Raw genomic sequence first — 22,468 nt, 5'->3', positions numbered from 1 at the left:
GTTAAATAATATATCTTAAATAATATATATCAGGTGATATAAATGGGCCATCAGCCCCGGTTCTCCCGAAGGTATGTAGCCTCCATGTCCGCAAGGTGCAGCTTTACCGCCAGGGGGTACTTCTCATAGGCCCCGCTCACAGCGAAGCTCCCGCCCCTTGCGGAGTCGTCGAAGCCGCCCATATGCCAGCGCACCGCCACGGCCTCGGCGGGCTTCAGCCTTAGAAAGCGCTCAATCAGATAGACGGATTTCTCCCCGTGGCCATAGGGGAAGGCGTCCTCCACGGAGTAGTAGGGCACCTGCTCCCACTCCCCGGTCCGGGGGTTTTTTGCGTTGCGGTAGGACACCTTGTAGAACTGGGCCTTGCAGATGTCGTGGAGCAGGCCGCACAGGGCAAAGCTCTCCTCGCTGTCCCCCTCCTCAAAGTAGCGCTCCCGCAGGGCCCTGTACACGTTCACGCTGTGGCACACAAGCCCGCCCTCACAGGCCAGGTGGAAGCGGGTGCTCGCCGGGGCGGTGAAAAAGTCCGTGCCCGAGAGCCACTTTAAAAGCTTCTCGGCGCCCTCCCGCTTTATTTGGGCGTTATATATTTTAATAAATTCATCTTTATATTCCGAAGGGTTTATACTGTCCATATTTGTCTCCTTTTATACTGAGCGGAAGCCCTTGCCGATTATCTCGCTTGTGTTTGTGATGAACATGAAGCACTGGGGGTCCACCTGCTTGCAGCGCTGGCGAAGGTGCACGGCCTCCCCCCGGCGGCAGGCGATAAGCACCACCTTGCGGCCCTCGTGGGAGTAGGCCCCCATGGCGTCTATCACCGTGGAGCTGCGGTTCAGGTCCTCTATAATATAGTCGCATATCTCCTTGGGCTTAGAGGTGACAATGGCGAAGAACTTGCACAGGTTAATGCTCTCAATCACCGAGTCCACCACGAAGGCCTTCATAAACAGGCCCAGCAGGGAGAAAAGCCCGGTCTTCATGCCGAAAATCCAGCAGGCAGAGACGGCGATAAGTCCGTCGCTTACAAAGAGGGCCTTGCCGATATCGTCAAGGCTTGTGTACTTTTTAAGTATCATCGCCACTATATCCGTGCCACCGCTGGAGGCGTTATTGTTGAAAAGCAGCGCCGAGCCCACCGCCGGAAGCATTATTGCAAAGCAGAGCTCCAGAAGGGGCTGGTCGGTAAAGGGGGTCTCCATGGGGAAAAACTTCTCCATCAGCCAGGTCTCCGCGGAGAACATCAGGCTGCTGTAGGCCGTCCAGAAGCCGAAGCCCCGGCCCAGGAATATGAAGCCCACCACCAAAAGGGCCATGTTTATTATCCACATCATAGTCGCCGGGGAGAGCCAGGGGGTTGGTATCAGCCGCCCCAATATAATAGAAAGGCCGCTGACCCCGCCGGTGGTGAAGTTGTTGGGGAACTTGAAGAAGTATACCCCCAGGGACAATAGGAATATTCCCCCGTTGACTATCAGGAACTGCTTTAGGTTTTCTCTTGTGGGGAGCTTGGGCCCAGCCCCTTGCTTTGGTGACTCGCCGTCCATCTCTAATCCCTCCAAAAATTTATATTACTCATAGATTTTACCAAATCCGCCGGGATATTACAAGGTTTATTTTTTGAAATTTGGGGGATTCTGCGCAAAAAAGGGCACCCGCCCAAGGATGGAGCGGGAAGTATTTGGCGGCGTATAAAAAAGCCGCCGCACAAAAAATGGCGGCTTCTTGCGTGTGTGCACCGCGCCGAATTGTGTTGACAAACCCCGGTACAGGTAGTATAATGTCAACAATCCCCTCTGCCCTACATACCGCTTCATCCAGGGGATGGGTGCTGCCAACCGGCAGGCGGTTTCGGCTTCGCTTCCGAAAGGAGGTGCTTCACTTTCCCTGCTTTTGCCAAGAAAGGGGGTGATAGCTAAATGCCTATTACGATTTCTTTTGCAGTGTTCGGTTTTACAGTAAAGATTGAGCTGTATCAGACTGCGGCACAGAAGAAAGAGTCCGAAAAGCAAAACCGCCACTCTGCCAAGTGACGGTTTTCTTGCTTTAATATAAGAAAACAATAAACTATCGGAGCCAAACCGCTGGGCTTCACAGAAGCCGCCGGCGGCACCCTCTATTGATATTATAGCGGCCCTCCCCCTGCTTGTCAAGGGTCGGGCCGCTTTTTTATTCCTTTAGCTTATCCAATAATCCCCTTCAGGAACCCGACCGCCGCGGCGATATCCTTCCCCGGGTCGTCCCCAACCTCGCGCTCGATGGTGAGGAAGCCTTTGAAGCCGATGTCCTCCAGGGCCTTGAGGTAGGCCGGGAAGTCCACCACGCCCTCGCCCAGGGGCAGCTCGATGAAGGAGCTGCTGCCCAGCATTTCGGCCTCAGCCACCCGGTAGACAATCTCCGGCTCAACATAGCGCAGGCGCTTGCCGTCCTTGGCGTGGGTGTGCACGATGTAGTCCTTAAGGGTGTAGACCGCCTGCACCGGGTCGTCCCCTGTCACCATAACGAAGTTGGCGGGGTCCAGGTTCACAGCCACGCCGGTGGAGTGCAGGCCGTCCAGGAAGGCCTTCAGGGTGACGGCCTCCTCGGGGCCGGTCTCGATGGCGAAGTGGGCACGAAGGCTGTCCGCATACCGGGCCAGCTCCCCGCAGGCCTCCTGCATTATACCATACCTGGGGTGTGAGCTCTGCTTAGGCACAACACCTATGTGGGTAGTCACCACATCAGTCTCCAAATCCATGGCAAGGTCCAGTATCCGCTTTGAGCGCTCAATCCTGCCGGGGTTTATCTCCGGGTCGTCAAACCGCCCGATATCCCCGCAGAGGGCTGAGACCGTCAGCCCCCTGTCCTTCACGGCCTTTAAGAGCTCCCGGCGCTTCTCGGGGGTGAGGTTTTCAGGGGTCAGCTCGCCGTCGGTGACGCGTATCTGCACGCCGTCCATGCCCAGCTCCTTGGCCTTGTCCAGGGACTCGATAATGGGGAGCTTAAAGCTCTCCAGCAGTACGCCTATAGGAAATTTATACATATTTACTCTCCTTAATTATTATATATAGACTTTAACTATACATCTCTCGCCGCCGGACTTGATAGTTTCCAGCAGCTCCACCTGTGGCTCCCGGCCCAGCACCTGGGACATCAGCCCCCGGATGTGCCCGAGGGTGCACAGGCACCAGGTCCTTGAGATTGGCTCCGGGGTGCGCTTGACGCAGGCGCAGTAGCACTCGGGGTACACAAACAGCAGTCCGCCGTCTGCCGCCTCCAGGGTCACATATTTCTCCCGCTCGTTAAATATCCGGGCAAACTCCGACAAGTCCTCCGACTTCTCCAGATATCCCCGCATACGCTTCGCCATAGCCGCGCCAGCCTCACAGTGGCAGCGGGCACGGACCTCCCCTATCTCCTCCGGGGAGAAGCGCTCCTCCAGAAACTCACACTGTGCCTTGGCCCAGGCGAATTTCTTTTTGTAGTCCGCGGACTTCGAGAGGGGGTGCTCCCGGGCAAATTCCTCCGCCGCGCCTCCGTCCAGCTCTGACAGGCTGTGGAAGAATTTCAGGGCGTGGGTATTGTCATTCTTTGCCATCTTTAATCTCAGCCCAGGCTAATCTCATGGTGCTGCTCGGCAGAGTCGTAAATCGCCTGCATCATCTCAGCGGTGATAATAACCGTGTCAATATGTGACGGCAGCTTCTCCCCGGACTTTATGCAGCCTATAAAAGCGTCAATCTCGTTCTGGAAGTGGTCGCGCATGTTAAACTTGGGGGTGAACTCCACCGGCGCCCCGTTTTCCACGGTGTACACAGTGAAGTCCGAGCCGTAATGGAGCCGGATTCCCCCCTTGTCACCCATGAAGTCGATGTAGGTCTCGCTCTCGCCGATGTTTTGGGCCCAGGCGCCGTTGAGGGTGATGACCGGCCCCTCGGTGCGTATCATGCCGGTAACGGAGTCGTCCACGTCATATGTGCCGTTCTCCTTATCGCTGCTCTGCTCGGCCCACATGTTCACATAGGCGTAGTTCTTCATGTCGCGGCCCAGCTTGCAGAAGGTCTCCCCGGTGACGGTCTTTACCTTGGGGTCGCCGCAGCAGTACATCACAATATCCAGGTAGTGCACGCCCCAGTCGATAAGGGCGCCGCCCCCTGCTATGGCCTTGGTGGTGAATGCCCCGCCAAGGCCCGGGATTGAGCGGTGTGCCCTGAAGCTGGCGTAGACATGGTGCACATTGCCCAGCTTCCCCTGGTCGATGTACTCCTTTATGCGGTTGACGCTGTCGTTAAAGCGGTTCACAACGCCGATATTCAGCACCCGCCCGGTCTCATGCTGGACCTTCTGCATTTCCAGGGCCTCGGCATATGTGCGGGCGGCAGGCTTCTCACAGAGCACGTCCTTCCCAGCCCGCAGGGCGTCAATGGCTATCTGCGCATGGACATTGTTGGGCGTGCACACGGAAACGGCCTGTACCTCCGGGTCATTTAAAACCACATGGTAGTCCTCAACCGCCTTGCCGCAGCCATACTTAGCCACGGCCCCGGCGGCACGCTCCGGGATAATGTCACAGAAATAGACAATCTCTGCCTCGGGATTGTTCATATAGGACGGGATATGGGCTGTGTTCGCGATGGTGCCGCAGCCGATTACTGCTACTTTCATTTTGAAACCTCCTTAAGATATGCCCTAAAAATTGTTTTTATTTCCTCTGTCGTATAGCTTTCCTTTTCCTTATTTGAATCCAGTATCTCCATCAGGTCATATATCGCGGCCTTTGTTATGATGAGCTGTTCTTTCTCTGTCGGCATTCCACGTCCTCCTTTAGGTTTTGGGTCTCCCCATATTAAGAGTGATTATAACCTACTATCGCCAAAAATGCAAGGGGATAAACGAATAATTTCGTGCTGATTTAGTTATTCAGCTTGCCATTGCACTGATAAAAGACAACGATAACACAAAAAAAGCAACCGCTCCGGTTCTGAGGAACGGCTGCTTTTTCATTTTAGTTGACCTTCTGTCTATGTTATACCCGTCTCCCGGCCCTGTGTCAAGCCTTTTTCCTCACCGGTATCAGCAGGTCAAGCTGGGCAGTCTCCGGCTCACCCTCTGGGGTCTCCTGGATGTGGTCGTAGTAGTTCAGGTGCTCCTCGAGGCTCCCGAACATGTCCGCAGGGCTCCCGGAGCCGTTCACATCGTACTCCTCGCTCTCGTCCACCCACTGGGCGAGCCAGGCCCACTCGTGGAAATCCCCCATCTTGATGGCGTGGGCGGCGTAGGTGCCCCCCCTAAAGTGCTTCTTTGTGAGGGGCTCCGGCACGTCCATATCGTCAGGTATCGTCACCCAGAACTCGTAGCCGTATTCCCCGCCCTCGGGGGGAGGGTTGGGGGAGTTGAAGCCGTAGAGCCTCAGGCTGCTGCCGGTCTCCCAGAGCTTCTTTTCCCGGGCGAAGTCCGCTATCATCCGCCCGGCATGGTCCTCGGGGTCTGGGCCGAAGTAGCGGGCGGCGGCAACTGTGGCAGGCGGCAAGTGGACGATACGCACGTCCGTAAGCTTCATATTGTCCTCGGCCCTGTTTAGATTCTCCATCTTCTTTGCACGCTCCTTTTCTAATTCATATGAGTTTGTCAGAGTCGGGAGCACCGCGCTTATATCCTCGTCCAGCAGCACGTCGGCAGCGGGAAGCCAGTACCGGCTCTTCAGGGTGTTCAGCAGCTCCTCTGTCACCGCGCGCACCGCCCCGATATTCGCAAGCTCCGCGTCAAACTCGGCGAGCTTCTGCTGGAACACGAATATGGCCCACTGGGCACCGGGGTCGTCCAGGATAAGCTTCACCTCCCTAAGGGGTATGCGCAGGCGCCGGAGCACAATGACCTGCCGCAGCCGCCTTACGGCCTCCCCGTCGTACATGCGGTAGGCGTACCCCTCTGCCCGGCTGCTCCTGACAAGCCCCTGCTCCTCATAGTAGCGCAGCATCCTGGTGGAGAGCCCCAGCTCCCTGGATACATCGGTTACGGTTAAAAGCCCGCTCATGGCGCTCACTCCTCTCTGCTTGAAAGTATAAGGTGCGACACGGTGTACAAGTCAAGATGGAAATATGAACATTCTGTAAATAATCCGAGAAAGTTTGGGGAAATTTTTAAAAGTTCGCTGAAAAAGGCGAACTTTGCACTGTTTTTGGCCTTAGGTTGAAGGGAATATTTTACAGGAGGTGCAGGTTCATGACATACATTGACCGTTTGAACAACTTCAACCGCTGGCTTGAGAGCAACGCCCTGCCGGCGAATTCCCAGCTGATGTACTTTAAGCTCCTGGGCGTATTCAACCGCGCCGGATGGCCCCGGTCGGTGCAGGTGGACACGCCGCGGCTAATGCAGCTGACCTGCTGCTGCAAGGACGCGGCCTACAGGGCCAGGGACAGGCTGGTGGAATCGGGGTTTATCAGCTTCCACAGGGGCGGCAAAGGCAACCCCTCGAGCTATTTTCTGTCTGAAAAAACGACAGTATATGCGACCACAAATGCGGCTCCAAACGCGACACATATAAAGAATAAGAACAATAATAAGACCAAGACTATAAATGCCAGCCCTATTAAAACTTATGACCTAAAAGACATCGAGGCGCTTGCAGGCTTACGCCTGCCTGAGCACCTCTGAGCTCCAGGCTATGAGCAGGCTGTACTTTTTGTACTGTCTGCCCAGAATCCGGGCTTGACAAGCGCCATGGCCCGGGATATAATATAAGTATAAAGGGACGCTGCCGCATTAGCGGTTTAACCCTTTTGGAACTTTGGTGTGACTTATTTATTTCATCACACTAGCCGTCCGGGGCTGACCGGGCGGCTAGCATGCTTTTGGTGCTATGTATATCAGTACTATAAGCCAGAATAAAATGGCTATTATGTACTTCCATACCTTTCCCATCAACCTCACCCCCTTTCAGGGGAGTTGCTAAACCGCCATTATGCGACAACGTCTGCTGTTATTCTAACACAGACAAAATTCTTTGTCAAACAAAACCGGGCTTGACAAGCGCCATGGCCCGGGGTATAATGTAAGCATAAAGGGACGCTGCCGCACGGCGGTCGGCCCAAGATACTAACAACTGACTATCTTATGTTAGCTGCTCGGGTGCACACCGGGCGGCTAACACGCTTTTATGGGCGCTATGTAGGCCAGCAGCATTGCTGCAGCCGCCAACACCAGCACGAAACGCAGGAGCTTTATCCAGCGTTCTTTTCCCATAAGCGTCACCTCCCCTCGTTAAACTTAGGGAAATGTGACCACCCCCTTCCGGGGGCTAACCGCCCGAGTTGGGTCTCCAACTCTTATTATGCGACAACGTCTGCTGTTATTCTAACACAGACAAAATTCTTTGTCAAACAAAACCGGGCTTGACAAGGGTCATGGCCCGGGGTATAATATAAGCATAAAGGGACGCTGCCGCACGGCGGTTTAGCCCTAAAATTCGATTAGTGTTTGCAACACTAGCCGTCCGGGGCGCACCGGGCGGCTAGCATGCTTTTGGTGCTATGTATATCAGTACTATAAGCCAGAATAAAATGGCTATTATGTACTTCCATACCTTTCCCATCAGCCTCACCCCCTTTCAGGGGAGTTGCTAAACCGCCATTATGCGACAACGTCTATTTCTATTCTAGCATAGATAAAATACTTTGTCAAACAAAAGCCCCCGGGGAGCCTGTCCCCAGGGGTTTCTTTCTACACTCCGGCTAAGCCTTTGGGCTTAGATAGAGGCAAAGTACTTAATGGTGCGCACCATCTGGCTGGTGTAGCTGTTCTCGTTGTCGTACCAGGAGACCACCTGGACCTGATAGAGGCCGCCGCCTATCTCGGTGACCATGGTCTGGGTGGCATCGAACAGTGAGCCGTAGGTGATGCCGATGATGTCGGAGGACACCAGGGGCTCCTCGGTGTAGCCGAAGGAGTCGGAGGCGGCAGCCTTCATAGCGGCGTTGATGCCGTCAACGGTGACATTCTCGCCCTTGACAACAGCTACCAGCAGGGTGGTGGAGCCGGTGGGCACAGGCACGCGCTGGGCGGAGCCGATGAGCTTGCCGTTGAGCTCGGGGATTACAAGGCCGATAGCCTTGGCAGCGCCGGTGGAGTTGGGGACGATGTTCACTGCGGCGGCGCGGGCGCGGCGCAGGTCACCCTTGCGGTGGGGGCCGTCCAGAACCATCTGGTCGCCGGTGAAGGCGTGCACGGTGGTCATAATGCCGCTCTGAATCTCAGCGTACTTATTCAGGGTGTCTGCCATGGGGGCCAGGCAGTTGGTGGTGCAGGAGGCGGCGCTGATAATCTTGTCCTCGGCGGTAAGGGTCTTCTCGTTGACGGAGAAAACGATGGTCTTCAGGTCGCTGCCGGCGGGGGCGGAGATGACGACCTTCTTGGCGCCCGCGTCGATATGGGCCTGGGACTTGTCCTTGGAGCAGTAGAAGCCGGTGCACTCCAGCACAACGTCAACGCCAATCTCGCCCCAGGGCAGGTCGGCGGCGTTCTTCTCGGCATAAATCTTGATAGTCTTGCCGTCTACGGTGATGGAGTCCTCGCCGGCCTCCACCTTGTCGCACAGGGCGTAGCGGCCCTGGGCGGAGTCATACTTCAGAAGATGGGCAAGCATCTTGGGGCTGGTAAGGTCGTTGATGGCGACCACCTCATAGCCCTCAGCGCCGAACATCTGACGGAAGGCCAGACGGCCGATACGGCCAAAACCATTGATTGCAACTTTTACAGACATTGGAAAAACCTCCTAAAAGTTTATGGATACTGAGCTTTCCTCTATTTTAATACATTTCTTCCAAAATTACAAGTCCCTACCAATATTTTTATACGGGAAAAATACGCGCCGCCTCTTAAACCAACACAGACAGGCAGCCGACTCCGGTACCTGGAGATAACGACTGCCCGCCTGTGAAAGGAGATTATCAATATGAAAAAGCTCTGGCCCCTACTGAAGCCATACGCCATATGTAATCATTTAGGATGAATTTATATTTACAGTATATCATATGCCGGGCTGTCTGTCAAGCCCTTCTGCGGACGTTGACCAGAGCTATGCTCTGGTCAAGTCCCGGAGTTTCCCTCGACTCCGAAGGAGTCGCCCCCGCGAAGCGGAGTACCGGGAAACTCCTGCTTTTGTGGAGACCCTTTGGAGTTGGGTGCCGGGAAAGCTCTGGTTTTGTGGGGACCCTTTGGTTTGGGCTGAGGGTGTGGGGAAGTTTTGATACGAAAAAGTAGCCGCTCCGGTCCAAAGGCAGCGGCTACTTTCGTAAAGTAGTTTTAAACCCGGGCCAGCCGTTCCGTCTCACATTCGAGCCGGACAGTGCCCGGTTATTTTTTGCTCTTCTCTAATGGTATTGTACCATCTTCCCGGGGATCTGTCAAGCCCGATAATCCCTTCAGCCGTCCAAATGCTTTGCCTGGGCGCCGTCCAGGGATTTGTCCACGCCGGTCCTGTAGCAGCTCAGCATGAAGGACAGCACAAAGAGGCATACCGAGAGCCTTGAGAGGGCGTATATGGCGGGGAGCTCGCCGTAGTAGGCTCTGCCTGTGACGGCCAGGGCCACGTTTGAGAGGTCGTAGGGTATCACCAGCACCGACGCAAGGCCGCCGTATACAAAGAGCTTCCCGGTGGCCTCCCGCTCCCCGGCCCCTGCCAGCACCCGGCACAGCGCCGTAAGGCTCATCAGCAGGAAGACTGTGGAGAACACGGAGAAAAGGTTCTCCACCAGGGAGGCAAACCTTGCGTGGAACACGTACACCACCACCAGCAGGCTCAGCCCCCACAGCACCCCCGGCAGGTACAGCAGGGGGGCCTTTTTATAGGGCTCGCGGCCCAGGGCCATCCAGAGGGCCGTGAGGATATGGAGAAGCCCGACCGCAACGGACAGCACCGCCATGAGCAGGTGCATCCAGCCCCCGGGGGTGGAGTCGAACTGGTTTATGCCGAAGCTCACATAGCTCATATAGTCCTTTAGCATATAGGCCCCCGTCACCAGCAGCACCCCGCCGGAAAAGCCCGCGAAGCCCGCTGGCCCCCTTGCAGGGCCGGGGGTTTGGCAAAACCCCTGGGCCCTCCCTGTGAAGGCCTGGGAGTTCCTAAAGAAGAACACCCCGGCAGCAACAGCCATGGCCGCCGGCAGCAGCAGGCTCAGCCAGGCAAGGGCCTCCCCCATCCCGGTATAAAAGCCTGTTTCAAAGTCGAAGAAGGCGTTCATCTGTATGAGCCGGAGGGTCAGCCCCAGGGGTATCCCGCAGACCACCAGCTTTAAGCCCAGATTTATAGTGGGCCTTTTTTTATCCATATATAAATCCCTCCCGATTTAAGTCTTGGGACCATTATAACATATTTCCGGGAGTTTTCAAATAGAATTTACTGTACTTTTCTTTCCCGGAAGGGCACATACCTCTGCTTCACCGGCAGGGCCCTGTATGCCGGGCGCATTATCCTGCCCCCTGTTGTGAGCTCCTCTATCCTGTGGGCGCACCAGCCCGCTATCCTTGAGACGGCGAACATGGGGGTGTACAAATCCTCGGGTATGCCCAGCATCTCATACACCAGCCCCGAGTAAAAGTCTACATTGGCGCTTATGACCTTCTCGTTGCCTGTCACCTTCAAAAAGGCCCTGGGTGCAAGGCGCTCCACCAGCTCGTAAAGCCCCAGCCTGTCACCATAGCCCTTTTCCTCTGCAAGGGATTTTGCCTTCCCCTTCAGTATCACCGCCCGGGGGTCCGAGAGGGTATAGATAGCGTGGCCCACGCCGTAGATAAGCCCGCTGCCGTCGTGGGCCTCCCCCCGGAGTATCTTTTCAAGGTAGGCCTCAACCTCCTCCTCGTCCTTCCAGTCCCGCACACTGTCCATTATCTCCCTCATCATGCTCATGACCCGGTGGTTTGCCCCGCCGTGCCTGTAGCCTTTAAGGGAGCCCACCGCCGCGCCTATAGCCGAGTATATGTCCGTGCCCGCGGAAGTGAGCACCCTTGTGGTAAAGGTGGAGTTATTGCCGCCGCCGTGCTCCGCGTGGAGCACCATGCACAAATCCAAAAGCTCCGCCTCGGCCCTTGTAAACTGCCTGTCCGGGCGCAGGGCGTTTAAAATTGCCTCGGCGGTGCAGTGGCCCGGCTCGTAGGGGTGGAAGAACATGCTCTCCCGGTCAAAATGCCTGCGCTTCACCTGGTAGGCATAGGCCATTATAGAGGGAAGCCTTGCTATCAGGGATATGCTCTGGCGCATATTGTTCTCAAGGGAGGTGTCCTCCGGGTCGTCGTCATAGGAGTAGAGGGCCATCACCGAGCGGGAGAGCTTGTTCATCACATTCCTGCTGGGGGCCTTTATAATCATGTCCTCGGGGAAGTATTCGGGCAGCTCCCTGTTGTCATACAGCAAATCGCACATGCGCTTATACTGGCGCTGGTCCGGGAGCTCCCCGAAGATAAGCAGCCATACCACCTCTTCAAAGCCGAAGCGCCCCTCGGCGGCACAGCCCTCCACTATGTCCCCGATATCTATGCCACGGTAGGTGAGCCGCCCCCTGTCCGGGACCTTGTCGCCGTCGTCGATAAGGTAGCCGTGGACGTTGCAAACATGGGTAAGCCCCGCCATGACCCCGGTGCCGTCGGCGTTGCGCAGTCCCCGCTTTACGTCGAAGCGCTCGAACTCCCGGCGGCTTATGGAGTTGTTTCTCCTGTATTCCTCACAGAGCTCGGAGATAGTGGTGCTCTCGGGGCTCTCCTTATTCAGTCGCTGCATAAGCAAATTACCTCCCTTTCAGTTATTCTAATATATTACCCCTTTATAGGGTTATAGTCAAGCCATTTTGCAAGTTTCGGCAATATGTTATGCAAATCACCATATACCCACAAAAATTCTGGACGAAAAAGGAGCGCTTGAAAATGAAAAAGCCCGCCGCCCGCCTGTTCATCTGCTTTCTCACCCTGTACCTCTCCATAACCCTCCTGCCGCCGATACTCTTCGCCACCGTCCCCGGCCCGGAGGCTTCACCCGGGCCTGAAGCGTCTTTGGAGCCTGGCAGCTCCCAGGGGCCTGCCGAGTCTCAGGAGCACGACGTCTCCAGGGAAACTGGCAGTTCCAGTGAACCTGCCCCCTCCCCAATCCCCGGCCCCCTGGACAGGGCGCCCATAGAGGGCGGCACGGATTTTAAGCTCCGGGACGCTGCCACAGGGGAGCTGATAACCGTGGACCGGCGGGAGTTCCTCATAGCGGACCTGGCCTGCGAGATGGACCTGCACGCCCCGGAGGAGGCCCTGAAGGCCCAGGCCGTGGCTGCCTACACCTTCTATAGCCGCCAGCGGGACAGCGAGATTGCCTGCGACACCGAAAGCTGGCTGGTGTATGTGACCGAGGAGGGAATGCGGGAGCGCTGGGGGGAGGACTATGAGGAGTACAGAAATATACTTGAGCGGGTGGTGGACTCTGTAGAGGGCCAGGCCCTCACCTATGAGGGGGAGCTGATTCTGGCCTCATATTTTGCAATATCCCCCGGCAGTACCGAGAGCGTGGAGAATGTCTGGGCCCAAGACGCCAATGTGCAGCACCCCTACCTCCAGGCCGTGGCAAGCCCCGGGGACCTTTTCAGCGACGGCTACCTGAGCTTTGCGGAGTTCACCGCTGGTGAGCTTGAAAGCGCCCTGGGGCTCAGCGGTATTGACCCAGCCAGCCTGTTTACCGATGTGCAGTACACCCCCTCGGGGACAGTGAAATCCCTTTTGGCAGGAGACAAGGAGTTCACAGGCCAGGAGCTCCGGGCCGCCCTAGGCCTGCGCAGCGCCTGCTTTACCTGGGAGGCCTCAGAGGGCGGCCTGCGCTTCACAGTGCGGGGCTGGGGCCACGGGGTGGGCATGAGCCAGGCGGGGGCGGTGTTCATGGCAAAGCGCGGGGCGGGGTATGAGGAAATTCTGGCCCACTACTACCCCGGCACAGAGCTAAAAAAATAATTTGCAAAACCCCTTTATTTTCCCGAACAGATGTGCTATAATATGAAAAATATCTTAGGGGGCAGGCATATGAAAGTGGCGGTCATAGGCTCAAGGGGGCTCACCGTGCCCGACCTTGAAAGGTACCTGCCCGAGGGCACCACGGAGATAGTCTCCGGCGGGGCCAGGGGCGTGGACCAGAGCGCCAGGGCCTATGCCCGGGCCCACAATATCCCCCTTACAGAGTTCCTGCCCGATTACGATAAGTACGGCAGGGGCGCCCCCCTGCGCCGGAACATCACCATAATAGAGCACTCCGACCTGGTCCTGGCCTTCTGGGACGGCCAGTCCCGGGGCACAAAATTCGTCATAGACAACTGCCGCAAAATGGGCGTCCCGGTAAAAGTCCTCACCCCCACAAGAATCCCGGGGGCTTGACAGATTCCCGGAAAAATATCACAACACCATCAAAACAGAGCAAAAAATAAACGGGCACTGTCCGGCTCAGAACACAAGCCAAAACAGCCAGCCCGAATTTCAACTGTCTTTTAACCAGCCGCTCCCCCCAACCCGGAGCGGCTGGTTTCCCATACCCAAACCCTCCCCACAAAATCAAATATTCCCCGGCACCCCACTCCAAAGGGCCTCCACAAAAGCAGGAGTTTTCCGGTACCCCGCGAAGCGGGGGCGACTCCTTCGGAGTCGAGGAAAACTCCAGGACGTGCGTTGACCAGAGCCTAGCTCTGGTCAACGCACGTCCTGTCTACCGCAAGCACAGCCCGGTAAGTGGGGTCCATAGCCTCGATTTGGGCCGTGACCTCTGCCTTCACCTGCTCGTCGCTGTCCTTTACTGAAAAGGGCACCGCCACGTCAAAAAGCACGTTGGAGTGGGTCACGCCCCAGACCACCCGGAAGTCGTGTATCGCCGCCTGGGGGTACAGGGCCTCCACCCGGGATATCACCCTCTCCTTCAGCTCGTTGGCCTTGGGGTCGCAGGTAATCACCGGGTCCAGGTGTATCACCAGGTGGATATTCTCCTCTGTGAGAAAGTCCCGCTCGATATTGTCGATAAGGTCGTGGCTGACTAAAATATCGTCCTCGGCGGGTACCTCACAGTGGACGCTTGCGAAGGTGCGGCCCTCGCCGTAGCTGTGCACGGTCAAATCGTGTATGCCGATAATCCCCTCATAGCTCCTTATCCTGTCATATATCCCCTGCACCAGCTCCCGCTCCGGGGCACGGCCCAGCAGGGGGTCGGCGGTCTCAATAGTCAGCTTCACCCCCGATACTATAATAAAGGCCGCCACGCAGAGGCCCAGCCAGCCGTCCAGGTTAAGGCTTGTCAGCCGGGTCAGAAGGGCTCCAAGGAGCACCACCGAGGTGGAGATAACGTCGTTCCTGCTGTCGCTGGCAGTTGCTATAAGGCTTTGGCTGTTGATATTCCTGCCCACCCTTGTGTAGAAAAGGCAGAGCCAGATTTTTATTAAGACCGACACCCCCAGCACTATAAGGGATATGGGCCCGAAGCTGGCCTTTTCCGGGGAGAATATCTTGCCTATTGAGGTCTTCGCCAGCTCCAGCCCCAGTATCAGCACGATGAAGGAGACTATCACCCCGCAGAGGTACTCGATTCTCGCGTGCCCGAAGGGGTGCTCACGGTCGGCGGGCTTGCCCGAGAGCCTGAAGCCCACCAGCATGATGATAGAGGAGCCGGAGTCCGTCAGGTTGTTCACCGCGTCCGCCATTATTGCCACGCTCCCGGACAGCAGGCCCGCTATGAGCTTTATTACAAACAGCAGTATATTGGTGCCGATACCCACGGCCCCCGCAAGGCTCCCCTGCCTCTCCCGGCTCATATTGCTCATACCAGTATGCTCCCCCCAAGGCTGTCTATGCCCACAATAAGGGGGAAGTCCCGCAGGGTCAGCCGCTTTACGGACTCGCAGCCCAAATCCTCAAAGGCGATGACCTGGCACTCAGTAATGCACTTTGCCGCCAGCGCCCCCGCGCCGCCCACGGCGCAGAGGTACACGGCTCCACTCTGCTTCATGGCCTCAACCACCTGGGGGGAGCGCCCGCCCTTGCCAATCATGCACTTGAGCCCCAAATCCAGAAGCCTTGGGGCGTATGGGTCCATGCGTGCGCTGGTGGTGGGCCCGCATGAGCCTATGGGCATACCCTCGGGGGCGGGGGTGGGCCCGGCGTAATATATTGCAGCGCCCTTTAAAGGGTAGGGCGGCTCCTCACCACGGTCCAGCATTTCTATTATGCGCTTATGGGCCGCGTCCCGGGAGGTGTAGGCCGTCCCCGACAGCAGCACCCTCTGCCCCGCCCGGAGGTCACGCGCACGCTCCGCAAGCTCGCTGGTGTTAAGTATTATCTCGTCCATTTCCGACACTCCTTCCTCAAAGCTCCAGGTCAAGGCAATAATCCTTCTCCGTCTCCCGCACCACCTTAAAGCCCAGCTTCAGGTGCATTTTTAGGGAGTTCTCGTTCCATTTGTACACGGTAGAGCCATGTATCCTCTCATAGCCCAGCTCCCTGAGCCTGTTGATTACTGCCGTCATCACTAATGTTCCCAGGCCCTTCCCCCGGTACTCCCCCCGCCAGATTGCGATGGGCGGGTTCTCGTCCTTCACGGTCACGTCCCCGATGGGCACGTACACGCCCTCCTCCAGCGCCTCGATAAAGTAGAGCTCACCGTTTGCGTCAAGATACCGGCACATGCTCTGCACATAGTCCAAATCGGGAATCTTATCTATATCAAATATGCCCTCGGAATTCTCATAGACCATCGGGTCCCGGTAGCCGGGCAGTGCCAGCTCGCAGTGTCCGTCGTACCGTCTCAGGCGGTATGGGCCGGGGAGCTGTATGGTTTCCGGCTGGTTTATTCCTTGGATGGGCATGGGGCGGACCTCCTTTGGTGTAGTAAGCGGTCCCGGCATTGCGCCGGAACCGCTTGATTTTTTTGAGTATTTGCAGGTCGCCGAAGGCCTCAAAAATACTTCTTCACTTCACCCAGAACAGCTCAATTTCCTCGCCCAGAGGCCCATAGAAGAACGCATTGCGCACAGTCTTCCCGCAGAGCTCCACCTCCTGGGGCTCAACCCGCACGGTGTACCCCGCACGGCGCACGTCCTCAACTATCCCGTCCAATCCGTCCCCGCACCAGAAAGCCACGTGCACCAGCGGGCCGTCCTTGCCGTGCTCCTTCTCCGAGGGGATTATCTCCATGCAGGAATTGTCCCCGCAGGAGACCATCAGGCATTTCTGCTCCCCGTCCCCCCAGCTCTGGGTTACAGGGAAGCCTAAAAGCTTCGTGTAAAAATCAACCGTCTCATTATACTTGTCAGCCGTGGGGAACACGGCTATATGGTGCACGCCAGTTATCTTTGTCATGTTTTTTAACCTCTTATTTCCTGTTGAATATGGACATTATATCCGTGAAGGTGTCGTCGTCGTCAATAACCGTAGGGTCCACCTTGTCGGGGTTCCTGTTATAGCTGGAGGCGGTGCGTATGGAAGCGCTGCCCACGCTGCCGCCCATGGAGCTGCGGCTGTTGATATTGTTGGCGGTGTCGTTCTGGGCGCTCACCGGGCCCAGGTAGTCGTCGTCCAGGTCAATATCCAAAGGGGCCTTCTTCTCGCCGTTCATGCCCTCAAAGCCGGTGGCGATGACAGTAACCACCATCTCGTCCTGCATCTCCTCGTTGAAGGTGGCGCCCCAGATTATGTTTGCGTTCTCATGGGCCCGCTCGGTGACTATCTGGGAGGCCGTGTCTATCTCGTCCAGGGCTATGTCCGCGCTGGAGGTTATGTTGATTATAACACCCCTGGCCCCGGCTATCTTCGTCTCAAGAAGGGGGCTTGAGATAGCCGCCATAGCCGCCTGCTCAGCCTTGTCCTTACCCTTGCCGTGGCCCACGCCCATATGGGCGTACCCGGCGTCCTGCATAACGGACTTCACGTCCTCAAAGTCCAGGTTCACTATGCCGGGGAGCTGGATAAGGTCGGAAATGCTCTGCACGCCCTGGCGGAGCACGTCGTCGGCTACCTGGAAGGCGTTTGAAAGGGTTATCCTCTCGTCCGACACCAGCTTCAGGCGCTCGTTGGGTATCACCACCAGGGAGTCCACATGCTCCCTCAGGGCGGCTATGCCCTTCTCGGCCTGCTCCATCCTGCGCCGGCCCTCAAAGGCGAAGGGCTTGGTGACAATGCCCACGGTGAGCGCCCCCTGCTCCCTGGCTATCTTCGCCACAGCCGGGGCGGCGCCGGTGCCGGTGCCGCCGCCCATGCCTGCGGTGATGAACACCATATCGGCGTCCTTCAAAGTCTGGAGTATGACCTCCCGGCTCTCCTCGGCGGCCTTCTCGCCCACCTCGGGCTTGGAGCCCGCGCCCCTGCCGCTGGTGAGCTTCTCCCCCAGCTGCACCTTTACTGTGGCCTGGCTGCGCTGGAGGGCCTGCTTGTCGGTGTTCATGCACACCAGCTCCACGCTGCGCACTCCGGCGCTTGCAATGCGGTTGACGGCGTTCCCGCCGCCGCCGCCCACGCCTACGACTTTTATGGTCTGTGGGGTTTCGTCCATGAGATTATCAACTTCAAATGGCATTTTTTTACTTCCACCCTTCATTTCTCTATTTCTATACTTTCAAATACTTTCCAAAATCCGGCGACTCCTCCTCTGCCGGATTACGTCAACCTAGTGTTACACAGTATAATTTAGCACTTTTTCAGGGAAATTTCAAGGTTAATCTTTTAAAAAACCTTGGAAAAGCCTGTTTTTTTCTTGAAAATACGCTGGCTCCCACAGGCGGGCACTATATATAGAGCGCCGGAAAGCCCCTCTGCTCCCTGCGGCCTCAGCCTGTAAAGGGGCCGTCCGGAATGCCGTCGCCCCTGCCGGGCTCCGGGGTAGCCGTTGCCGCGGGTTCGTCGGGCACGGTGCCGTCCGGGGCCACGGTTGGCCTTGCCCCGGGGCTTCCCTCATTGGGGGTGAAATATGCGGCCCGCTTTGTGGGCAGATAGCTCAGGTCCAGCGAGCCGTTCTTATCCTCCCCTACCCTCTTCTTCGGGTCCGGGTGCGTCAGTATGCCGTAGCCGTATGTGAGCTTATAGTCAAGCTGGATATTGCTGCCTAAGATACACTCTATCCTGTCCTGGTACCACAGGCGCATATCATATAGGTTCGTAAGGTCCATCTTTGTGAACTCCGAGGCGGCGCTCTGGCCGTTCTCGCCCAGGCGGTCGATTATGCCCACTATCTCGGTGAATACCGTGGAGGCCTCCTCGTTGTCCAGCACCAGGGTCTCCCCCACCTTGGCGCTCTGCACCGTCACCCCCAGCACCTGCATCAGCCCCTCCTTTGGCCCCGGGCAGGTCTCCAGCACCTTGCCGTCCCCGGCTATCACGTACCAGGCCCCACCGGACTCTATGGAGCAGACGCCCCTGGAGGCGGTTATTTCTATTATGACGGTGCCGGGTATCTTCCGGGTTATCTTTGCCTTTGAGATGTACGGGAGCTGGCTCTCAAGCTTCTGCTCCCTGTCTGAGGCCGGTATCAGCAGGAGGTTGTCGCCCTCCCTCACGCCGCAGAGCTTTAGTATGTCCTCCTGGGCATAGATTTCGTCCCCGGTTACCTTTATCTCCGTTACTCTCAGCAGCAGGGACTCCGCAAGGAATACCGTTACGGCTATCATGCCAAGAAGGGCCAGGACTATCAACAGCCTGCGTTTAAACAGGCTCATTGGTTTTTTGCGCTTCCTTGGCTCGTCGCGGCGGCTGGGCGGGCGGGGGCTTTGTCTGCCCCTGGCGTCTCGGGAGGGGGCTCCTCTTGGGCGGGCGTCCCGGGCACCGCTGGTCTGGCCCCGCTGGGATTTTCGCCGGGGGGTATCCTTTGAATTGCCCTTTGAATTATTCTTTGATTTATCTCTTGAGTTATTTCCGGATTTGTCACGGGGCTGGCGGCCCCGCTCACGCTCGCGCTCGCGCTTTTGCTGCTCGAACCACTCGGGCTTTGTCTGGCTGCCGGTGGAGTCTGATTTTATGTCCTCGAAGCCCCGGCGCTCACGCTCGGGCCTTCTCCTTTTTCGCTCGCTCACGCTTTTGCTTCCCCCCCTTTGTCAGAAAACTTTTTGAAAAAAGTTTTCCGACACCTTTCAAAAACTTTTGATTTTTGCCCCCAGTTCACTTAGGTGCTCGCCGATTTTTTCGTATCCCCTCTCAACATACTCCATCCCCCGCACCTTCGTGCTCCCCTGGGCGCAGAGCCCCGCCACTATCAGCGCTGCCCCGCCTCTCAAATCCATTGCCTCCACCGTCGCGCCGGTCAACTCCGGCACTCCCTCAACTACCGCTACCTTTCCCTCTACCTTCACCCTGGCCCCCATGCGGCTAAGCCCCTCCGCATGTCTATACCTGTTCTCAAATATGTTCTCAACGAATACACTTGTACCGTCCCCCACCGCCGCCATTGTCATCACCACCGGCTGGGCGTCCGTGGGAAAGCCGGGGTAGGGCATTGTGCGTATATGCCTCACCGCCGAAAGCCTCTTGGGGGCCAGTATGTCAAGGCAGCCCCCTAGCTGCCGCACCCTGCACCCGCTCTCCTCAAAGGGGGTGAGCATGGGCAGTATATGGGTATTGTCAACGTCCCTCAAGGTCACGTTCCCCCCGGTCACCGCCGCCGCAGCCATATAGGTCACGGCGGCTATCCTGTCCGGCATTACCCTGTGCTCCGCGCCGTACAGCTCCTTCACGCCGTCGATGATTATGCAGCTCTCCCCCGCGCCGTAAATCCGCCCCCCGCAGCGGTTCAGGTACTCGCACAGGTCGCTTATCTCCGGCTCCCTTGCGGCGTTTGCGATTATAGTGGTGCCGCTCCCGCAGACCGCCGCAAGTATCAGGTTCTCCGTGGCCCCCACGCTTGGGAAGGAGAGGGACACATACGCGCCGTTTATCCCCCCCGGGGCCGAGCAGTGGAGCCACCCCCCGCTCTCCTTCACCTGCACCCCTAGCTTTTTAAGGGAGGAGATATGCAGGTCTATGGGCCGTGGCCCCAGCTCGCAGCCCCCCGGCGAGCAGAGCCTCGCCTCGCCGCAGCGGCTGATTATAGCCCCTAAAAACACGATGGACGAGCGCATACGCCTCATAAGCTCCTCGGGTATCTCGTGGCAGGTGACGCCGTTTTCTATAGTGAGGTCGTGGCCCTCCCGCTTACAGCGGCACCCAAGGTGCTCCAGAATCTTCACCGCAGCGTCCACGTCGCTGAGCTCCGGGCAGTTGTGCAAAACCGTCTGTCCCCTGCACAGGAGCGCCCCGGCCAAAAGGGGCAGCGTGCTGTTCTTCGCCCCCTGTACCTCCAGCTCCCCCATAAGGCGGCTCGGGCCGTCAATCAACATCATAGACAACACCTCGATTATGTTAGCTATGATATCTTATGAACCCGGGGAGATTTTGTGATTTCAGGTGCCGTAATTCATGTGCAGAGAGATTTCCTTAAAGCCGAAGCTTCTATAGAAGGCTATGGCCCGGCTGTTCCAGCAGAACACGTCCAAATCCAGCTCCTTCTCCCCCAGGTGCTCCATCAAAGCGTTCAGGGCCCTGGTGCCGCAGCCCCGGCGGCGGTGCTCCCGGCATATAAAGAAGCTCTCAAGGCCCACTCCGGGATTTTTCCTCGCCCGCTCCACCGTCACCATGCCCACGGCCTCGCCATTCTCTATGAACTCATACAAGTCAAAGTCTTCCCCAAGAAGCCTTCGCTCCACAGTCTCCCGCTCACCGGCAAGCAGCTCGGGGCTCTCCTCCACGTCACCCCAGGGGCTGCCCTGGCGCATGTCCGCCTGGGCCTGCATGGACCAGAGAGCCAGCCGGTCCAGGTCAGCTATCGTGCATTTTCTCAGTTCCATCATTTTTCCTCACTCCTGTGAATGTACATCCTCCCGGGCCCATCGTCCCCCTCCACTATGCACAGGAACTCCCAGCCGTACCGCTCATAGAGCCCGGTATGGCTCGTCACAAGGTACAGTGTGTCTATCCCCAGGGAGGCCATATCCCCGCACACGGCCTCAAGAAGGGCCCCTGCTATCCCCTGCCCCCTATAGGGCTCGTCCGTGTACACGGCGCAGACGTTTGGGGCAAGGTCGGGCCTGTTATGGAAATCGTTTTCAATGACCCCCATGCCCCCTAAAATAACCCCGCCGTCCATAGCCGCGTACCACTGGGGGACAGGGGCCCCGGCTTTACAGGAAGACCCGGGGCCCCTGTTTGAGAGCATTTCTTTCATGCTCTCAAGATACACGCTCTCGGGGATTTGGAAGGTGTGCTCAAACCAGCGGGCGGCCTCTGGCACAAGCTCCGGGCGCTCCCGGAGCTTTACTATCTCGTATTTCACCTGGACCAGACCCTCTTTTCACAGGCGTCCTTTATCACCTGGTATATCCTCCTGTTTGCGTCCAGTATCTCCATTTTCCTGGCGTTCTTCCCCAGCTTTTCAAGGCGCTCCGGGTCGCAGAGGAGCTTTTCCGTCTTCTTCCACAGGGCCTCCCCTGTAAGGTCCTTCTCCTCGATTATCTCCCCCGCGCCCCTTTTCACCAGGGCCATTGCGTTGTGGAACTGGTGGTTCTCCGCCACGTTGGGAGAGGGTATCAGTATCGAGCCCTTGCCCTTTGCCTCTATCTCCGAGAGGGTCATGGCCCCGGCCCTGCTTATCACCAAATCCGCGGCGGCAAGGCATAGGGGCATATTGTCGATGTACTCCAGCACCCTTATCTGGGGGTTTTCCGAAAGGTCCAGGCCGTATTCGGTGAGCTCCTCCAGGAACATTGGGTCGTTCTGGCCGTATCCGTGGATATGCTGATACGCCCCCTTCTCCCCGCTTTTCGAGAGCATATACGCGGCGGCGCGGTTCAGGGCGGCGGCCCCCAGGCTCCCCCCGAAGGAGAGCACCACGGGCCTGCTGTCAAGGCCCAGCTCCCGCCTTGCCTGCTCCCTGTCCATATTCAGCACCTCGCCCCTTACAGGGTTGCCGGTGACCACTGTGCGCACGCCCTTGTCAAAGTATTTCTTCGCGTCCGGCACAGCCAGCATGACTGTGTGCACATGCTTTGACAGCAGCTTTGTGGTGACCCCCGGGTAGGCGTTGGACTCGTGTATCACGCAGGGCACCCCCAGCTTAGCCGCCTCCCGTATCACCGGCCCGCTCACATATCCCCCGGTGCCAACGCACACGTCCGGGGCGAAGTCCTTTATTATCTTCCTGGTCTCTATGGAGGCGGTGAATATCCGCTTTATGGTCTTCACGTTCTTCATGACGTTTTTAAAGCTCAGCTTCCGCTGGAAGCCGGAGATGGTGATAAAGGCCATATTATATCCGGCCTTGGGCACCAGCCTCTCCTCCATGCCCCCCCTATTGCCCACGTACAGTATCTCCGTGCCGGGCTCCTGCTCTTTCAGGTAGCCTGCCACAGCCAGTGCTGGGTTTATGTGCCCGGCGGTGCCCCCGCCGGTGAAAAGTATCCGCATTCCCGTTGCT

Annotated in this window: 23 protein-coding genes; 3 read left to right on the top strand and 20 right to left on the bottom strand. The window is 57.4% G+C overall.

From position 1 onward, the window contains the following. Positions 1-50: 50 nt before the first annotated feature. The 7 genes from D5270_RS07700 to D5270_RS07670 form a co-directional block, all read right to left on the bottom strand. Positions 51-635, bottom strand: a complete 585-nt coding sequence (locus D5270_RS07700; protein WP_166543547.1) for an HD domain-containing protein — start codon at positions 633-635, stop codon at positions 51-53. 12 nt (positions 636-647) lie between these two features. Next, the gene (locus D5270_RS07695; protein ID WP_166543546.1) at positions 648-1,547 is read right to left on the bottom strand and encodes a YitT family protein; all 900 of its coding nucleotides are present in this window, start codon (positions 1,545-1,547) and stop codon (positions 648-650) included. A gap of 635 nt (positions 1,548-2,182) precedes the next feature. Continuing rightward, a complete protein-coding gene (locus tag D5270_RS07690) occupies positions 2,183-3,022 on the bottom strand; it encodes a sugar phosphate isomerase/epimerase family protein (protein ID WP_166543545.1) in 840 nt (279 codons plus the stop codon). A gap of 18 nt (positions 3,023-3,040) precedes the next feature. Beyond that, positions 3,041-3,577 (bottom strand): DUF6144 family protein, encoded by a 537-nt coding sequence (locus tag D5270_RS07685; RefSeq protein WP_166543544.1) that lies wholly within the window; start codon positions 3,575-3,577, stop codon positions 3,041-3,043. A gap of 8 nt (positions 3,578-3,585) precedes the next feature. After that, the gene (locus tag D5270_RS07680; RefSeq protein ID WP_166543543.1) at positions 3,586-4,644 is read right to left on the bottom strand and encodes a Gfo/Idh/MocA family protein; all 1,059 of its coding nucleotides are present in this window, start codon (positions 4,642-4,644) and stop codon (positions 3,586-3,588) included. Next, on the bottom strand, positions 4,641-4,790 hold the full coding sequence (locus tag D5270_RS07675) for a hypothetical protein (protein WP_166543542.1): 150 nt from the start codon (positions 4,788-4,790) through the stop codon (positions 4,641-4,643). Before D5270_RS07675 ends, D5270_RS07680 begins: the two co-directional genes overlap by 4 nt. A 239-nt stretch (positions 4,791-5,029) precedes the next feature. After that, the gene (locus D5270_RS07670) at positions 5,030-6,013 is read right to left on the bottom strand and encodes a MerR family transcriptional regulator (protein ID WP_166543541.1); all 984 of its coding nucleotides are present in this window, start codon (positions 6,011-6,013) and stop codon (positions 5,030-5,032) included. Between the two features lie 188 nt (positions 6,014-6,201). On the opposite strand from D5270_RS07670, the gene D5270_RS07665 reads away from it, so the two are divergent. After that, complete coding sequence (locus D5270_RS07665) at positions 6,202-6,636, top strand: hypothetical protein (protein WP_166543540.1); 435 nt, start codon at positions 6,202-6,204, stop codon at positions 6,634-6,636. Between the two features lie 1,090 nt (positions 6,637-7,726). Here D5270_RS07665 and gap read toward each other — a convergent pair. The 3 genes from gap to D5270_RS07650 all read right to left on the bottom strand — a co-directional run bounded on the left by gap (position 7,727) and on the right by D5270_RS07650 (position 11,752). Beyond that, the gene (gap, locus tag D5270_RS07660) at positions 7,727-8,740 is read right to left on the bottom strand and encodes a type I glyceraldehyde-3-phosphate dehydrogenase (RefSeq protein ID WP_166543539.1); all 1,014 of its coding nucleotides are present in this window, start codon (positions 8,738-8,740) and stop codon (positions 7,727-7,729) included. Positions 8,741-9,401: 661 nt separating this feature from the next. Continuing rightward, positions 9,402-10,307, bottom strand: a complete 906-nt coding sequence (locus D5270_RS07655; protein WP_166543538.1) for a hypothetical protein — start codon at positions 10,305-10,307, stop codon at positions 9,402-9,404. Positions 10,308-10,375: 68 nt separating this feature from the next. Then, a complete protein-coding gene (locus D5270_RS07650) occupies positions 10,376-11,752 on the bottom strand; it encodes a citrate synthase (RefSeq protein ID WP_166543537.1) in 1,377 nt (458 codons plus the stop codon). A gap of 143 nt (positions 11,753-11,895) precedes the next feature. On the opposite strand from D5270_RS07650, the gene D5270_RS07645 reads away from it, so the two are divergent. After that, the gene (locus D5270_RS07645) at positions 11,896-12,957 is read left to right on the top strand and encodes a SpoIID/LytB domain-containing protein (protein WP_166543536.1); all 1,062 of its coding nucleotides are present in this window, start codon (positions 11,896-11,898) and stop codon (positions 12,955-12,957) included. Positions 12,958-13,026: 69 nt separating this feature from the next. Next, on the top strand, positions 13,027-13,374 hold the full coding sequence (locus tag D5270_RS07640; protein ID WP_166543535.1) for an SLOG family protein: 348 nt from the start codon (positions 13,027-13,029) through the stop codon (positions 13,372-13,374). A gap of 299 nt (positions 13,375-13,673) precedes the next feature. On the opposite strand, the gene D5270_RS07635 is transcribed toward D5270_RS07640, so the two are convergent. The 10 genes from D5270_RS07635 to murG all read right to left on the bottom strand — a co-directional run bounded on the left by D5270_RS07635 (position 13,674) and on the right by murG (position 22,458). Further along, on the bottom strand, positions 13,674-14,801 hold the full coding sequence (locus D5270_RS07635; RefSeq protein WP_166543534.1) for a cation diffusion facilitator family transporter: 1,128 nt from the start codon (positions 14,799-14,801) through the stop codon (positions 13,674-13,676). Next, complete coding sequence (locus D5270_RS07630; protein ID WP_166543533.1) at positions 14,798-15,325, bottom strand: FumA C-terminus/TtdB family hydratase beta subunit; 528 nt, start codon at positions 15,323-15,325, stop codon at positions 14,798-14,800. The genes D5270_RS07635 and D5270_RS07630 overlap by 4 nt, the downstream gene beginning before the upstream one ends. Positions 15,326-15,341: 16 nt before the next feature. Next, the gene (locus tag D5270_RS07625; RefSeq protein WP_166543532.1) at positions 15,342-15,842 is read right to left on the bottom strand and encodes a GNAT family N-acetyltransferase; all 501 of its coding nucleotides are present in this window, start codon (positions 15,840-15,842) and stop codon (positions 15,342-15,344) included. Between the two features lie 103 nt (positions 15,843-15,945). Continuing rightward, on the bottom strand, positions 15,946-16,335 hold the full coding sequence (locus D5270_RS07620) for a VOC family protein (protein ID WP_166543531.1): 390 nt from the start codon (positions 16,333-16,335) through the stop codon (positions 15,946-15,948). 13 nt (positions 16,336-16,348) lie between these two features. Further along, complete coding sequence (gene ftsZ / locus D5270_RS07615) at positions 16,349-17,548, bottom strand: cell division protein FtsZ (RefSeq protein WP_166543530.1); 1,200 nt, start codon at positions 17,546-17,548, stop codon at positions 16,349-16,351. A 250-nt stretch (positions 17,549-17,798) separates the two neighbouring features. Further along, positions 17,799-19,037: a cell division protein FtsQ/DivIB gene (locus tag D5270_RS07610; protein WP_166543529.1), complete on the bottom strand. Its 1,239-nt coding sequence runs from the start codon at positions 19,035-19,037 to the stop codon at positions 17,799-17,801. A 57-nt stretch (positions 19,038-19,094) separates the two neighbouring features. After that, the gene (murA, locus tag D5270_RS07605; RefSeq protein WP_166543528.1) at positions 19,095-20,339 is read right to left on the bottom strand and encodes a UDP-N-acetylglucosamine 1-carboxyvinyltransferase; all 1,245 of its coding nucleotides are present in this window, start codon (positions 20,337-20,339) and stop codon (positions 19,095-19,097) included. A 60-nt stretch (positions 20,340-20,399) separates the two neighbouring features. Continuing rightward, complete coding sequence (locus tag D5270_RS07600) at positions 20,400-20,846, bottom strand: GNAT family N-acetyltransferase (protein ID WP_166543527.1); 447 nt, start codon at positions 20,844-20,846, stop codon at positions 20,400-20,402. Then, complete coding sequence (locus D5270_RS07595; protein ID WP_166543526.1) at positions 20,843-21,328, bottom strand: GNAT family N-acetyltransferase; 486 nt, start codon at positions 21,326-21,328, stop codon at positions 20,843-20,845. The genes D5270_RS07600 and D5270_RS07595 overlap by 4 nt, the downstream gene beginning before the upstream one ends. Then, positions 21,325-22,458 (bottom strand): undecaprenyldiphospho-muramoylpentapeptide beta-N-acetylglucosaminyltransferase, encoded by a 1,134-nt coding sequence (gene murG / locus D5270_RS07590; RefSeq protein ID WP_166543525.1) that lies wholly within the window; start codon positions 22,456-22,458, stop codon positions 21,325-21,327. Before murG ends, D5270_RS07595 begins: the two co-directional genes overlap by 4 nt. Between the last annotated feature and the right edge of the window lie 10 nt (positions 22,459-22,468).

Source organism: Acutalibacter sp. 1XD8-36 (genome assembly GCF_009917525.1).
In the GTDB taxonomy this organism is placed as follows: domain Bacteria; phylum Bacillota; class Clostridia; order Oscillospirales; family Acutalibacteraceae; genus Acutalibacter.
This window is presented reverse-complemented; position numbering and strand designations above follow the sequence as displayed.